14 protein-coding genes are annotated in these 13,901 nt (G+C 73.7%); 3 read left to right on the top strand and 11 right to left on the bottom strand.

Going from position 1 to position 13,901, the window contains the following annotated elements:
* Positions 1–128: 128 nt before the first annotated feature.
* The 11 genes from AB0G08_RS11595 to AB0G08_RS11545 all read right to left on the bottom strand — a co-directional run bounded on the left by AB0G08_RS11595 (position 129) and on the right by AB0G08_RS11545 (position 11,668).
* Positions 129–1,184, bottom strand: coding sequence for an alcohol dehydrogenase catalytic domain-containing protein (locus tag AB0G08_RS11595; protein ID WP_358086310.1), 1,056 nt, complete (start codon positions 1,182–1,184; stop codon positions 129–131).
* Positions 1,171–1,878: a GntR family transcriptional regulator gene (locus tag AB0G08_RS11590; RefSeq protein ID WP_358086308.1), complete on the bottom strand. Its 708-nt coding sequence runs from the start codon at positions 1,876–1,878 to the stop codon at positions 1,171–1,173. Before AB0G08_RS11590 ends, AB0G08_RS11595 begins: the two co-directional genes overlap by 14 nt.
* Positions 1,879–1,886: 8 nt before the next feature.
* Entirely contained in the window at positions 1,887–2,798 is a 912-nt protein-coding gene (locus AB0G08_RS11585) for a 2-deoxy-5-keto-D-gluconate 6-phosphate aldolase domain-containing protein (RefSeq protein WP_358086306.1), read from the bottom strand.
* Positions 2,795–3,796, bottom strand: a complete 1,002-nt coding sequence (locus AB0G08_RS11580; RefSeq protein WP_358086304.1) for an alcohol dehydrogenase catalytic domain-containing protein — start codon at positions 3,794–3,796, stop codon at positions 2,795–2,797. Before AB0G08_RS11580 ends, AB0G08_RS11585 begins: the two co-directional genes overlap by 4 nt.
* Positions 3,793–4,614: a carbohydrate ABC transporter permease gene (locus AB0G08_RS11575; RefSeq protein WP_358086302.1), complete on the bottom strand. Its 822-nt coding sequence runs from the start codon at positions 4,612–4,614 to the stop codon at positions 3,793–3,795. The genes AB0G08_RS11580 and AB0G08_RS11575 overlap by 4 nt, the downstream gene beginning before the upstream one ends.
* Entirely contained in the window at positions 4,611–5,561 is a 951-nt protein-coding gene (locus tag AB0G08_RS11570) for a sugar ABC transporter permease (RefSeq protein WP_358086300.1), read from the bottom strand. Before AB0G08_RS11570 ends, AB0G08_RS11575 begins: the two co-directional genes overlap by 4 nt.
* Before the next feature lie 10 nt (positions 5,562–5,571).
* A complete protein-coding gene (locus tag AB0G08_RS11565; protein ID WP_358086298.1) occupies positions 5,572–6,867 on the bottom strand; it encodes a sugar ABC transporter substrate-binding protein in 1,296 nt (431 codons plus the stop codon).
* A 27-nt stretch (positions 6,868–6,894) separates the two neighbouring features.
* Positions 6,895–8,001 carry a diphosphate--fructose-6-phosphate 1-phosphotransferase gene (locus AB0G08_RS11560; RefSeq protein WP_358086296.1) on the bottom strand — a complete coding sequence of 369 codons (1,107 nt, stop codon included), beginning with the start codon at positions 7,999–8,001 and terminating at the stop codon, positions 6,895–6,897.
* A 5-nt stretch (positions 8,002–8,006) separates the two neighbouring features.
* Positions 8,007–9,482 carry an aldehyde dehydrogenase family protein gene (locus AB0G08_RS11555; protein WP_358086294.1) on the bottom strand — a complete coding sequence of 492 codons (1,476 nt, stop codon included), beginning with the start codon at positions 9,480–9,482 and terminating at the stop codon, positions 8,007–8,009.
* Positions 9,479–10,699, bottom strand: coding sequence for a mandelate racemase/muconate lactonizing enzyme family protein (locus AB0G08_RS11550; protein ID WP_358086292.1), 1,221 nt, complete (start codon positions 10,697–10,699; stop codon positions 9,479–9,481). The genes AB0G08_RS11555 and AB0G08_RS11550 overlap by 4 nt, the downstream gene beginning before the upstream one ends.
* 186 nt (positions 10,700–10,885) lie before the next feature.
* A complete protein-coding gene (locus AB0G08_RS11545) occupies positions 10,886–11,668 on the bottom strand; it encodes a DeoR/GlpR family DNA-binding transcription regulator (RefSeq protein WP_358086290.1) in 783 nt (260 codons plus the stop codon).
* Between the two features lie 126 nt (positions 11,669–11,794).
* Here AB0G08_RS11545 and AB0G08_RS11540 point away from each other — a divergent pair, with 126 nt between their 5' ends.
* From AB0G08_RS11540 to AB0G08_RS11530, 3 genes are read left to right on the top strand one after another with little or no spacing between them, the layout of a single operon-like run.
* Complete coding sequence (locus tag AB0G08_RS11540; protein WP_358086288.1) at positions 11,795–12,670, top strand: hypothetical protein; 876 nt, start codon at positions 11,795–11,797, stop codon at positions 12,668–12,670.
* Between the two features lie 2 nt (positions 12,671–12,672).
* Positions 12,673–13,401 carry a sulfite exporter TauE/SafE family protein gene (locus AB0G08_RS11535; RefSeq protein ID WP_358086286.1) on the top strand — a complete coding sequence of 243 codons (729 nt, stop codon included), beginning with the start codon at positions 12,673–12,675 and terminating at the stop codon, positions 13,399–13,401.
* On the top strand, positions 13,395–13,793 hold the full coding sequence (locus AB0G08_RS11530) for a DUF202 domain-containing protein (protein WP_358086284.1): 399 nt from the start codon (positions 13,395–13,397) through the stop codon (positions 13,791–13,793). The genes AB0G08_RS11535 and AB0G08_RS11530 overlap by 7 nt, the downstream gene beginning before the upstream one ends.
* Positions 13,794–13,901 lie beyond the last annotated feature (108 nt).

Raw genomic sequence — 13,901 nt, 5'->3', positions numbered from 1 at the left:
TCTAGATGTTTGTGCGAGATCGTCTGAACTTTCGTCCGGACGGTCAAAAGTCGTCGGCCCGGTGCGGCGCCACCGTGGGACCCGGCCACGGTGGCGCGCACGGGGTGGGCAGGCCGGAGCCCCGGGGGCTACCCGCGGGCGGCGTCGGCCCCGCGCGGGGCGACGAAGACCTTGTCGGCCCGCCCGCCGGCCTGCGCCGCGAGCGCCTGCGAGACCTCCTCCAGCCCGAAGAACGCCGGCCGCAGCCGGTCCAGGCCGAGCGTCGGCAGCATGCCCACCGCGCGGTGATGGGTGTACGGGTTGATGACCGCCCCCACGATGGTCAGCTCGCGCGCGAAGACCTCGTTGGGGCGCACCCGCGCCTCCTCGTCCGGCCGGGCGACACCGAAGACCAGGATCCGACCACCCCGGCTGGCCATGCCGATCGCGGACTCCAGCAGGCGCGCCGAGCCGACGGCGTCGACGACGTACGGGAAGCCGAGGCCGCCGGTCAGGGCCCGGGCCGCCGCCTCGCTGGCCGGGTCGCCCGGGTCGAGGGCGGCGTCGGCCCCCATGCGCAGCGCGAGGTCGCGGCGGTCCGGGCGGGGATCCATCACGACGACGGGGGCGAGCCCGCGGGAGCGGGCCAGCGCCACCATCATCGCGCCCGCCGGGCCCGCGCCGTAGACGAGCACGGGCAGGCCGGAGCGGGGCGCGAGCTGGTCCATGCCGTGGATGCAGCACGCGAGCGGCTCGGTCAGGGCCCCGATCCACGGTGGCGTGCCCGGCGGCAGCCGGTAGGCGATCCGCGCCGGCACCACCATGCGCTCGGTCATCCCGCCGTCGAGCCGCACGCCGTAGCCCCGCTTGGCGTCGCAGAGGTGCTCCTGCCCCAGCCGGCAGTACGCGCAGGTGGTGCAGTAGTCGTGCGGCTCGACGGTCACCAGGTCGCCGGGCGTGAGCCGGTCGACCCCGGCGCCCACCTCCCGTACCCGCCCGCAGACCTCGTGGCCCAGCACGACCGGCGAGGCCGCGGGGAAGCTGCCGCCGACGATGTGGCTGTCCGTGCCGCAGACCCCGACGGCCAGGGGCTCGATGGCCACCTCGCCGGGGCCCGGGGCGCGCGCGGGCAGGTGCTCGACGCGTACGTCGCCCGGACCGTGGCACCGGACGGCGGTGATCGTGCCGGCGTCAGTAGGCGGCACGCAGCAGCTCCTTGAGTCGTCGGATGTGCGCCCGGGCGGCCTCGCCCGCGGCGTCGGGGTCACCCGAGCAGAGCGCCTCGAAGATGGCCTGGTGGTCGGCGACGGCCTGGGCCATGCCTCCGGTGAGGCTGGTCGAACGCATCGCGATCAGGACCCGACTCTGGACGCCGTCGAGCATCCGGGTCAGCACGGGACTCTGCGCGGCCTGCCGGATCTCCCGGTGGAACGCGGCGTCGAGTTCGATGTGGCGGGCGAAGTCGCCGTCCGCCGCGACCTGCCGGTGCTCGGTGAGCAGGGCGAGCAGGCGGCGGCGCAGCGCCGGGCTGTACCGCTGCGCGGCCAGCCGGGCCACCGCCCACTCCAGGGCCTCGCGGGCCTCGTAGAGGCTGACCAGCTCCTCTCCCTCGATGCGGGCGACCACCGCGCCGCGGTTGAGGGTCTCGCGCGCCAGTTCGTCCTGCACCAGGCGGATCACCGCGTCGCGCACGGGGCTGCGGCTCACCCGGAACTCCTCGGCCAGCGCCGGGACGCTCAGCCGGGTGCCGGGCCGCAGCTCGCCCGAGATGATCCGGTCGCGCAGCGTCCGGTAGAGCAGCTCGCCGACCCGCTCACCGGTCTGCGGGTCCGCTTCCGGCGCGGGCGCGGGCGCGGGCAGCGTCGCGGCGGGGGGCCGGGGCGTGGAAGGTGGCGTCACTGGCGTCCTCACTCGTGCGGCTCGGGCCCGACCGGCACCGCGGCGAGGAACGCGGCGGCGAATCCGCGGTAGTTCGCGGCGACCGCCGCCACCGCCTGAGGGCGGGCCAGGTCCCCGGCGAGCAGCCCGCGCAGCGCGTCCCACCAGATGCTACGCCCGATAGCGAAGCCGGTGAATCCGGCGGTGGCGGCGTCGGCGAGCCACCCCTCGACCCGTGCCGCCGGCGCGTTGGCGCCGAGCAGGATGCACTCGCCGCCGGCCTCGGCCGCGATCCGGGCCGCGGTGCGGTAGTGCTCCCGCCGGTCGAGGTGCTCCAGCTTCCAGACGTCCACCGGCACCTCGTCGAGCAGCTCGGTCATCGCGCGGTGCACCAGCGCGGGCCGCAGTTCCCGCTCGAACCGTCCCGGGTCGCCGCCGACGGCGTCCAGCTGCGCGGGCGTGGGGGGCACGAGCAGCTCGAACAGGAAACGGCCACCGGCGTCGCGCACCGCCGCGGAGACCTCGGCCAGCCGGGCGCGCTGGACCCGGTTGCCGTCGACGTCGCCCTCGACGTTGTAGCGGACCAGGACCTTGGGCAGCTCGGGCCGGTGGTGCTCCAGGTGGGACTTCAGGTCGGCCGGTTCGGTCTCGTAGATCTCGCAGCCGCCGCGCTCCAGCGGCATGCTCACGGTCACGCCGTGGGCGTGTGCCCGCTCGGCCACGCCGGGGCCGAGCGTCGCGTCGACGAGGATGCCGGCGTGCGCGGCCAGCCCCGGCTCGTCGGCGAGCGCCGCGAGGAGCCCCTCCGCCACCATGTGCTTGCCGTCGGCGATCGCCGCGCGTTGGTCGCGGGTGGCGGTGCCGGTGTGGCCGTAGAGCGCCTGGGTGAGCCAGGGACGCTGGTCGACCGCGAGGATGAGCAGGTGCTGCGGCTGGGTCATGGTGCGTCCTCCGACACGATGCAGGGTTTGAAGTAGTCGCCGGCGACGAAGCGGGCGAAGGCGTCGGGCAGTTCGGCGAGGGTCACCGGCACCGTCAACCGGTCCCGCAGCGCGGCGCCGTGGCCGCGCAGCAGGTCCCAGTTCGCCTCGACCTCGCTGGTGGGGAAGTAGAAGGAACGCACCGTGTAGCAGTCGGTGCGCCGCCAGCGGGGCGTCGCGGGCATCGTGTAGGGCTCGTCGGACTCGCCGAGGGCGATCACCGCGCCGCCGGGCGCGACCACCCGCTGCGCGGTCTCCCGCGCCGCCGCGGCGCCGCTGACCTCGACCACGAGGTCGTACTGGTTCTCCGCCGCCAGGTCGCCTGCGGCGCGGGCGCCCAGCTCGACGGCGGTGGACAGGCGACCCTCGTGCGGGTCGAAGGCGTCGACCGCGCCGACGCCGAAGGCGCCGGCCACGGCGATGACGCCGAGGCCCAACGGTCCGGCGCCGATGACCAGCGCCCGGTCCACGCCGTCGGGTTGGGTGCGCTGCCACAGCCGCAGGGCGTGGGCGGCGGTGCCGACGGTGTCCAGGCCCAGCACCGCCGTGTCCAGCGGCACGTCGTCGGGCACCGGCAGCAGGCAGCGGGCGGGCACGTCGACGTGCTCGGCGAACCCGCCGTCGCGCTGCCAGCCGATCAGCTCCCGCAGGTGCAGGCACTGGTTGGTGCGCCCGGCGGCGCAGCGGCGGCACGTACCGCAGAAGACCGGGATGTAGACAATGCCGCGCGTGCCGACGGGCACGGCGACGTCCGCGCCGACGTCGACCACGGTGCCGGCGATCTCGTGTCCCGGCACCACGGGCGACCCCGAGCGCAGCAGCCGCTTGTCCGAGCCGCAGAGGGCGCAGACGTCGACGCGGACGCGTACCTGCCCGTTTGCGACCGGGCCGAGCGTGGCCCGCTCGAAGTCGATCCGACCGTCGCCCAGGAAGCGGGCTCGGAGACTGGTGGTCGTCACTTGACGGCACCTCCGGTGATTCCACGCACCAGCCACCGCTGCGCGAAGATCGTCAGCAGCAGGGCCGGCGCTGAGATGAGCGTGCTGGCGGCCATCAGACCGCCGAAGTCGTTCGATCCCTGGCCGATGAAGTTGAAGGCGATGACCGTCAGCGGCAGCGTCTGGTCGTTGGCGAGCGCCAGGGCGAACAGGAAGTAGTTCCAGGAGAAGACGAAGCTGAGCGTCAGGGCCACCGAGACGCCGGGCAGGGCCAGCGGCAGCACCACCAGGCGGAACCGCTGCCAGGTGGAGGCCCCGTCGATGAGCGTGGACTCCTCGATGCTGATCGGGATCTCCTCGAAGAACGGGATCAGCAGCCAGATGCACAGCGGCAGGGTGACGATCAGGTGCGCCACGACGAGCAGGGCGTAGTTGAGCCCGGTGTTCGACGGGGCGTCGATGCGGATGGAGAGCACGAACAGCGGAAGGACGAACAGGACGCCGGGCGCCATCCGGGCGAGCAGGGTGACGAAGCCCAGCGTGTTCAGCTGCCGCCGGACGATCACGTACGCGGCCGGGGCGCCCAGCACCAGGCCGAGCAGGGTGGAGCCGCCGGCGACGATGAAGCTGTTGGCGATGTAGCGGCCGAACTCGAAGCGCTCGAACAGGTTGGTGAAGTTCTCCAGCGTCAGCGGCGAGGCCACGTCGAACAGGGAACCGGTGATGTCGACGTTGCGCCGCAGCGACGACCAGAGCATGAACAGCACCGGGCCGAAGAAGACCACGGCGAACAGGAAGTACGCGGTGTAGACGCCGACCAGCCGCTTGCCCGCGCTCATTTCGCGGTCCTCCTTCGTACCAGGGTGAAGACGGCGGCGATCAGCACGACGAGCACCAGCAGGGCGATCTGCAGGGTGGCGGCGTAGCTGGGTTCCTGGTCGATGAACGCCTCGTTGTAGCCGTACACGTTGAGGCTGTTCGTCGAGTCGACCGGCCCGCCCTGGGTCATGATGTAGATGGTGTCGAAGAACCGGACCAGGTCGACCGTGCGCAGCAGCATCGCGACGATGAGCACCGGCCGCAGCAGGGGCAGACCGATGTTCCACGCCGTACGCCAGCCGCTGGCCCCGTCGATGGCCGCCGCCTCGAACGGCTCCTCCGGCAGCGACCGGATGCCCGCGGAGATGATCAGCGCCATGAACGGCGTCCACTGCCAGATGTCCACCAGCGCGATCGACCAGGGTGCGATCGACGGGTCGCCGAGCCAGACCACGGGGTCGATCCCGACGACGGCCAGCAGTTCGTTGGCCGCCCCCAGCGACGGATCCATGATCAGCAGCCAGAGCAGGCCGACCGCCACCGACGCGGTGATCGCCGGGATGAGCATCATGCCCTGGAAGACGCGCCGACCCGGCACGTCGAGGCTCATCACGTAGCCGAGCGCGAGGCCCAGCACGGTCTCCACGGCGAGGCACACCACGAAGAGGAAGAGCGTCACCTTCAGGGAGTTGTAGAAGGCCGGGTCGGCGAACATCCGGGCGTAGTTGTCGAACCCGAGGAAGCCGGCGTTCGTACCGTCGGAGAGCCGGTCGGTCACCGACAACCAGACGGTGTACGCGATCGGCAGCAGGACCAGCAGGGCGGTGACCACCGCGGCCGGCACCACGAAGGGCCAGATTCCCCGGGCCGTCGGATGCACCGTCCTCCTCGGCCGGCGCCCCGCCCCCCGCCCCGCGGTGGCGGGGCGGGAGCCGGTCGGGCGTGTCGTCATCGTGTCGGTGCTCATGAGGCTGCTCCTACTCGCGGTTCTTCGCCAGCAGCGGGGTGAGGCCGTCCTGGATCTGCTTGGCCGCTTCCTCGGCGCTCGCCCGGCCGAGGATCACCGTGCCTACCGCGTCGCCGATGACCTTGCGCATCTCGGCGGCCGCGACACCCACCGGGCCGACCTCGGTGTCACCGTCGGTCTGGGCCTTCGCCAGCACCGTGTTCCACTGCTTGAGCGTCTCGGTGTTGAGGGTGGCGGTGTAGGCGGGATCCTCGCTGACCGAGGTGCGCGGCGGGGCGATGCCGGACTTGGTCAGCTCCAGCTGGGTCTTCGCGCTGGTGGCCCACTGCACGAACTTCCACGCGGCGTCCTTGTTCTTCGAGAACGAGGAGACCGCCAGGCCCCAGGAGAGCACGGTGGTCTTCGAGCCGGCGGCGCCGGCCGGGAAGTCGAGGACGCCGATCTTGTCGGCGACCTTGGAGGTCTTGGGGTCGATGATGCTGCTGACCTCGTTGCTCGACTCCAGCTCCATGGCGGCGTTGCCGGCGGCGAAGAGGGCCGAGGACTGGGTGAAGGTGTTGTTGACGACGCCGGGCGGGCCGTAGTCGCGGGCCAGGGTGGCGTAGCGGTTGATCGCCTCGACCGCCTTGGGGTCGTCGAAGTTGGGCGTGCCGTCGGGCTTGGTCCAGCTCACGCCCTGCGAGTGCAGGAACGGCCCGAAGGTGAACGGCAGCGCCGCGGACTGTCCGCGCAACGCGATGGGGGTCACGCTGCCGCCGGACTTCTGCTTGATCGTCTCGGCGGCGGTGGTCAGCTCGTCGAGCGTCTTCGGCGGCGTGACGCCGTACTGCTCGAACAGGTCGGTGCGGTAGTACAGCACCACGCCCTCGACGTTGATCGGCGCCGCGATCAGCTTGTCGTCCACGGTCATGCCGGCCCGCACGGCGGTCGGGAAGTCGTCGACGGCGTAGTCCGCGCCCGCCTTGCTGACGTGCTCGTCGAGCGGCTCGTAGTAGTTGGACTTGGCGAACTGCGGGCCCTCGCGGGAGGGCAGCGTCATGAACACGTCCATCGAGGAGCTGCGCGACTGGAGGTTGAGCTGCACCTTGTCGCGCATCTGCTGCTCGGCGAAGGTCTGGACCTTCACCGTGACGCCCGACTCCTTCTCGAAGTCGTCGATCAACGGCTCGATGGCCCGCTGCCAGGGGTGGTTGGACATGATCAGGTTAATCTCGTTGGCGGAGCCGGCGGAGTCCGAGCCGCAGCCGGCGGTGAGCCCGCCGACCAGGGCCAGGGCGAGCGCCGCGCTCAGGTACCTGTGCCGCATGTGCCTGCCTTTCGATGGAGGGGTCACTCAGGCGATGAGAGGGGAGAGCCAGTCGTGGAAGTCGTCGAGGTCGGCGGGATCGGTCGTACGCCACCGCGCGGGCACCGGTCGGGTCCGACCGGCGACCTCGGCCAGCGGCACCGGGTCGTACCCGGCGGTGTAGGGCTCGGTGCCGACGCGGTGCAGGCCGACCATGAGCCCGCTGCACCCGTCCGCGAGCAGCCGCGCGGCCTGTCGCCCGGCCTCGGCCGCCTCCCGGCGGTCGACGTCGCCGGCCAGGGCGCCCGCCGAGCGCTGCACCATGCCGAGGACCTCGCCGCGGGCGGCGACCCCGAGTTCGGCGGTGACCAGCGCGGCGAGCCGGCGGGACACCCCGCCCAGCAGGATCCGGGTGTGGTTGGCCGCCTCGAAGGGCTCGTCGGTCAGCTCGCGGGCGGCGCCCTCGCTGGTCACCACGAACGCGCGACCGTGCGCGTCGATGGCGTCGGCGACCCGGCGCAGGAAGTCCGCCCGGTCGAACGGCACCTCCGGCAGCAGGACGAGGTGCGGCGCGTGGGCCGGGTCCTCCCGGTGCCACGTCGCGGCCAGCGCCAGCCAGCCCACCGACCGGCCCAGGGTCTCCACGATGCGCACCGGCTCGATCGCCCGCATCGCCGCGTGGTCGCGGGCGAGGTCGGGCACGACCCGGGTCAGGTAGCGCGCGGCGGAGCCGAAGCCGGGGCAGTGGTCGACGCCGACCAGGTCGTTGTCGACGGTCTTGGGGATGCCGGCGGTGCACAGGGGCAACCCGGCCTGCTCGGCGCGTTCGGTGAGGGCCCGCAGCAGCGCCATCGTGCCGTTGCCGCCGATCAGGGCCACCCCGTCGACGCGGTGCGCGGCGAGTGTCGCGACCGCCGCGTCGAGGTCGTCGCCGGTGACCGCCCGGCGGCCGGCGCCGAGCCAGGATCCGCCGCGGCCGGTCCACGCGGGCGGGACGTCGGCGAGGGTGACCGGGGTAAGCCGGCCGTCGACGAGGCCGTCGGGGCCCCCGCGCAGGGCGAGGACCTCGTGCCCCTCGGCGCCCTCCAGGAAGCCGCGCAGGCTCGCGTTGACGACGGCGGTCGGCGCGCCGGTCTGGCCGATGAGCAGGCGCATGAGGCTCAGGCCCCCGCCGGGCGGGAGGCGACGCTGAGGTAGGTCTGGAACGCCTCCAGGCCCGGCCGGCCGCCCTCGTAGCCGATGCCCGAGTCGCCGAGTCCGCCGAACGGCACCCACGGCGTGTTCGGGGTGCCCGTGTTGATCCCGACGATGCCGGCGTGCAGCCGGTTGGCGACCGCCCGCGCGGCGTCCAGGTCGGTGCCGCACACGTAGCCGGCGAGCCCGTAGCCCGTGGCGTGGTGCACCGCCAACGCCTCGTCGAGGTCGTCGTAGACGTGCACCGGCGCGACCGGTCCGAAGATCTCGCCGGTCATGGCGCGGCTGTCCACGGGCGCGTCGAGCAGCACCGTCGGGGTGGCGTAGTGCCCGGCGGCCGGTGCTGCGCCGCCCGGCGCGACGGCACGGGCGCCCTTGGCGACGGCCTCGTCGACCAGGTCGGCCATGCGCGCCGGGTCGCCGGCCGGGGCGAGCGGGCCGATGTCGGTGCCGGGGTCCCGGGGGTCGCCGACGCGCAGGGCGCGGCTGGCCGCGACGAAGGCCTCGACGAAGTCGCCGGCCACCTCCCGGGCGACCAGGATCTGGTTCGCCGCGATGCAGGACTGGCCGTTGTTGCGGTACTTGGCCACCATCAGCGTCTGCGCCGCGGCCTGCGGGTCGGCGTCCGGGAGGACGACGAACGGCGCGCAACCACCCAGCTCCATGACGGTACGCAGGAACCGCGGCGCCGCCTGGGCCGCGACCAGGCGACCGACCCGGGTCGACCCGGTGAACGAGACCGCCCGCACCGCCGGGGCCTCGAGCCACGGGGAGACCACGTCGGCCGGGGTGCCGAGCACGGTGCCGAGCACCCCGTCGGGCAGGTGCCGCTCGCACACCGCGGCGAGCACCATCGACGACAGCGGAGCCAGCTCGGAGGGCTTGAACAGCACGGGGCAGCCGGCGGCGAGCGCCGGGGCGATCTTCCGGGCGGGGATCGAGACCGGGAAGTTCCACGGGGTGAGCACTGCCGCGACCCCGACCGGCCGGGCGGCGACCCGGTGCTCGTGCTGCGGCACCACCGTCAGCCGCTGCTCGTCCTGCCGTTCGGCGAGGTCGGCCATGACCCGGAAGTACGTCACGGTCAGCCCCAGCTCGGCGGTGGACTCGGCCAGCCGCTTGCCGGTCTCCCGGGTGATCAGCGCGGCCCAGTCCGCTCCGGTGGCCAGGGCCTCGATGTCGTCGGCGATGGCCCGCAGGGCGGCGGCGCGCCGCGTCACCGGGGTGGCCGCCCAGGCCGGCAGCGCGGCGGTGGCGGCGGTGAGCGCGTCGGCGGCGTCGGCCGGGCCACCCGTGGCGACCTCGGCGAAGGCCGTCCCGGTGGACGGGTCGACGACGGGCAGCGCGGGCGCCCGCGTGGCGGCGTCCGGGACCGCCCGGCCGCCGATGCGCACCGCGCTCCGGGTTGCCAGGACCTCGTCGACGATCGGGGAATCGGTCACGACAGCTGCTCCTCGTACGGGTCGAGCTGGTCCGGATCGAGGTCGATACCGAGACCGGGGCGGTGGGGCACGGTGACCGTGCCGTGTGCGGTCAGGAACTCGTCGGCGGCCCGGCGCAGCGGGTTGGAACGGACGTCCCACTCGACGAGGGACGTCGCCTGGCTGCTGGCGGCCACCTGCACGGTCGCGGCGGTCGCGATCGCGCCGTTGTACAGATGCGGGTTGACGGTCCTGCCCGCGGCCTCGGCGGCTTCCAGCACCGTCAGGTACTCGCTGATCCCGCCGACCTTGGTGAGGTCCGGTTGCAGGATGGTGACGCCGCTGCCCCGCAGGTACGGGGTGAAGGCCGCGGCGCCGTAGAGGTTCTCGCCGGTGGCCAGGGGCATGCCGGTGCGGGCGCCGAGCTCGTCCAGTTCCTCCGGGCGGTCGCCGGCGAGCGGCTCCTCGACCCAGGCGACGCCCAGGTCGGCCAGCGCCGGCAGCATCCGCAGCGCCTCGGGCAGCGACCACGCCTGGTTGGCGTCGGCGAAGATCTGCGTCCGGTCGCCGAGGACGCGTCGTGCGGCGCGGACGTTGGCCAGGTCCCGGTCGCGGCCGAAGCCGACCTTGACCTTCACGGCGGTCAGCCCGAGCGCCGCGCACTGCTCCGCGGTCTCCGCGACCCCGTCGGGACCGAGGCTGGAGCCGTAGACGGGCAGCTCGGTGCGGGGGTGCGTGGCGAGCAGCGACGCGAGGCTCCGCCCGGCGTGCCGGGCGGCCAGGTCCCACAGCGCGATGTCGACCGCGCTCACCGCCTGGTGGATCGGGCCGGGGGCGCCCCACTGGCGGCCCAGCGGGCCCAGCTTCGCCATCAGCGCCCGTTGCGTCCCGGCGGGGTCGACCGGCCGCGCGCCGCGCAGCAGCGGCGCCACGCCCTCCCTGATCGTGGCGACGCGCTCGCGCCAGGCCCAGGACGGGTAGTTGGCCCAGCTCTCGCCGACGCCGACCGAGCCGTCGGCCAGCTCGACCTCGACCAGCACCATCACGCGGTGGGTCAGGGGGGCGAAGGACATCGCGATCTGTTCGGCGGGCCGGGCGCGGAACACCCGGCAGCGCACGTCGGCGACGGGGACGTCGGGCAGCCGCACGGTGTCCACCGGGCGGCCGGCCGGGCCGGCCGCCGGGCCGGCCTGGTCGGCCGCTTCCGGGGCGTGCTGCAGATCTCCGCTGAGTCCCATGAGGCCTCTCTCACACTTGTGAAGAACTGCATGCAGTTCTAGCCGCCGTTCATCGGCCCGTCAAGGGCTGGAAACAAACTGGGACGACCCGGCGGCGGGCGGCGAAGGGCGAAAAAGGACGACGCGCACCGCAACGGGACGCGGCACCGTCGGTGCGGCGGGAGGTGGTGGGCTGGCCGGGGAGGGTCAGGCGGTGATGACGCGGATGCCGTTGCGCCGGACCGCCGTCGCGACCGCCTCGGGCAGCGGCGCGTCGACGACCATGCTGTCGATCCGGTCGAGCCCGCAGACCTGCACCGGAGCGGTGGAGGTCAACTTGCTCGCGTCGACCACCAGGACGATCTCGTCGGCGATCTCCATCAGGGCGTGCTTGGCGCTGAGTTCGATCTCCGAGCGCACGTAGACCCCGCGTTCGTCGACGGCGCCGGCGCCGAGGAACAGCATCCGGATCCGCAGGCGGCGCGTCAGGTCGAGGGCGGCGAAGCCAACCAGCGCCTGGTTGTCGTGCAGCAGCTCGCCGCCGATCCCGATCACCCGGGCGCGCGGCCGCGACAGCATGTGCCCCAGCACCGGCACCGAGTGCGTGACCACGCAGCCTTCGAACTCGGCGGGCAGGGCGTGCGCCACCTCGGCGGCGGTGGTCCCGCTGTCGATGCCGACGGTGTCGCCGGGCTGCACCAGGCGGGCGGCGGCCGCCCCGATGGCCAGTTTCGCCTGGGTGTGGGTCTGGGCCCGGGAGGCGAAGCCGGGACCGGCGACGCCGCCCGGCGGCAGGCTGACCCCGCCGTGCACGAGGGTCACCTCGTGGGACTCCGCGAGCTGACGCAGGTCGCGGCGGACGGTCATCTGTGAGACGCCGAGCTGGGCGCTGAGCTCCGCCACGGAGAGGAAGCCCGCCCGCCGCAGCGCCGCCATGATCTGCGTGCGGCGCCGAGGGGCGCTCTCGTAACGGGACGTCTGCACGCTCACGCCGGGCCCTCCTGCCGGATGTCACCCCACGGGGCTCGGTGGAGAGTTTAGAGCAACCTGGGGATGTTATTTTTCTACCATCCGATGGTAGGTTGCCAACGTCCTTTGGTAATCCTGGGAGGTACCATGACCGTCGCCACCGTGTCGCCCACCGTCCTGGCCCGCCCCTCCGGCGGCTACGCCATGCTCGCCGTCGACCAGCGGGAGGCCCTGCGGGCGATGTTCGCCGCCCACCAGAGTCAGCCGGTCACCGACGCGCAGATCACCGACTTCAAGGTCGCGGCCGCCCGCGCGCTGAGCCCGCACGCCTCGGCGATCCTCGTCGACAAGCAGTTCGGCTGGGACGCCGTCATCGCGCAGGAGGCCGTCGCCCCCGAGTGCGCCCTGATCGCCGCCGCCGACCGCTTCACCGCCAGCGCCACCGAGTTCGTCGCCGACGTCGCCATCGACGACGACGTCGACCCCGCCGCCGTACGCGCCCAGGGCGCCAAGGCGCTCAAGCTGCTCGTGCTCTGGCGCCCCGACGAGGACCCCGCCGCCCGGATCGCCCTGGTGACGGACTTCGTGCGGCGGTGCCGCGACAACGGACTCGTCAGCATCATCGAGCCGGTGTCCCGCGCCCCCCGCCAGGGCGGCGCCTTCGACCACGACGCCGGCATCCTCGCCGCCGCCAGGGAACTCGGCTCGCTCGGCGCCGACCTCTACAAGGCCGAGGTCCCCACCGCCGGGCAGGGCACCCCCGCGGAGATCGTCGCCGGCTGCGCACGGCTGAGCGAGTCCATCGCCGGGCCCTGGGTGGTGCTGTCCTCCGGCGTACCCGCCGAGCTCTTCCCCGACGCCGTCCGGCTCGCCTGCCAGGCCGGCGCGTCGGGCTTCCTCGCGGGCCGGGCCATCTGGGCGTCGGTCGTCGGCAGCCCGACGATGGCCGACGACCTGCGGACCATCTCCGTGGACCGGCTGCGTCGCCTCTGCGACGTGGTTGACGACGCGGTGTCCCGCTGACGGTGGCCCTCCTCGGCGCCGCCCTCGCGGTGGTGGCGGTCGCCCTCGGGGCGGCCATGCAGCGGGTCACCGGGCTCGGCTTCGCGCTGGTCGCGGCGCCGTTCCTGGTCATCATCCTCGGCCCGTTCACCGGGGTCGTGCTGGCGAACCTGCTCTCCGCCGCGATCAACCTCGTCGTCCTGGCCTCGACCTTCCGGGCCCTGAACGGCAGGCTGGCCGTGGAGATGATCGTCGGCGTCGTGGTCGCCGTCCCTCTCGGCGCCTGGGTGGTGGCGTCCCTGCCGGGACCGCTGCTGCTCATCGGCGTCGGCTCGATCACGGCGGTCTCCGTCGCCTGGGTCGCCCGGGGCAACCCGCTGCGGTTTCTGCGCCGCCGTGGCGGGCCGGTGCTGTCGGGCTTCACCTCGGGGTTCTTCAACACCACCGCGGGCACCGGCGGGCCGCCCCTGGCCGTCTACGCGGTGAGCACCGACTGGGGCCAGCGCAGCTTCGTGCCGACCGTGCAGCTCGTCGGCCTGGTCACCAACGTGCTGTCGCTGGCCGCCAAGGGCACGCCGACGCTGTCCTGGCCCCTGCTGCTGGCCTGCGGCGTGGCGATGGCGGTCGGCATCGCCGCAGGTCAGGTCCTGTCCCGCTGGCTGCCGGAGGAGCGGGCCCGGCGGTCGGTCATCGGCCTGGCGTTGATCGGCAGCGTCATCGCCGTCGGAAAGGGAGTGACCGCCCTGTGGTAGCCGACACCGACGACGACACCTCGTCGCGGACGGACCGGCGACGCCGGTGGCCCGGCCGGGTCTTCGACATCGGCGTCGACCCCGACCCCCGGTTCAGCCTCGCCAACGAGCGGACCTTCCTGGCCTGGATCCGCACCTCGCTGGCCCTCTTCGCGGCCGGGATCGCCCTGGAGGCGCTCGCCCTGCCCATCGCGCCCGGGCTGCGTCGGGCGGCGGCCGTCGTCCTGATCGTGCTCGGCGCCGCGGCGCCGGTGCAGGCGTGGCTCGGCTGGCTGCGCACGGAGGCGGCGCTGCGTCTCGGGCGGAGCCTGCCGCCACCCGCGCTGGCGATGCCGCTCGGCCTGGGTCTGGTCGCGGCGGCCGGGCTGATCCTGCTCGGCCTCGTCCGGTGAGCCGCGCCGCCGCGCCCCGCGACGTGCCTCGTGCGGTGGGCCGCGCCGCCGCATCGCGCGACGTGCCTCGTGCGGTGGGCCGCGCCGCCGCACCCGGCGAGGCGGACC

Origin of the sequence: Micromonospora sp. NPDC023644 (assembly GCF_040640115.1) — a bacterium.
Classification (GTDB): domain Bacteria; phylum Actinomycetota; class Actinomycetes; order Mycobacteriales; family Micromonosporaceae; genus Micromonospora.
Note: the sequence above shows the minus strand (reverse complement) of the source record. Positions and strands in the feature narration are given on the sequence as shown.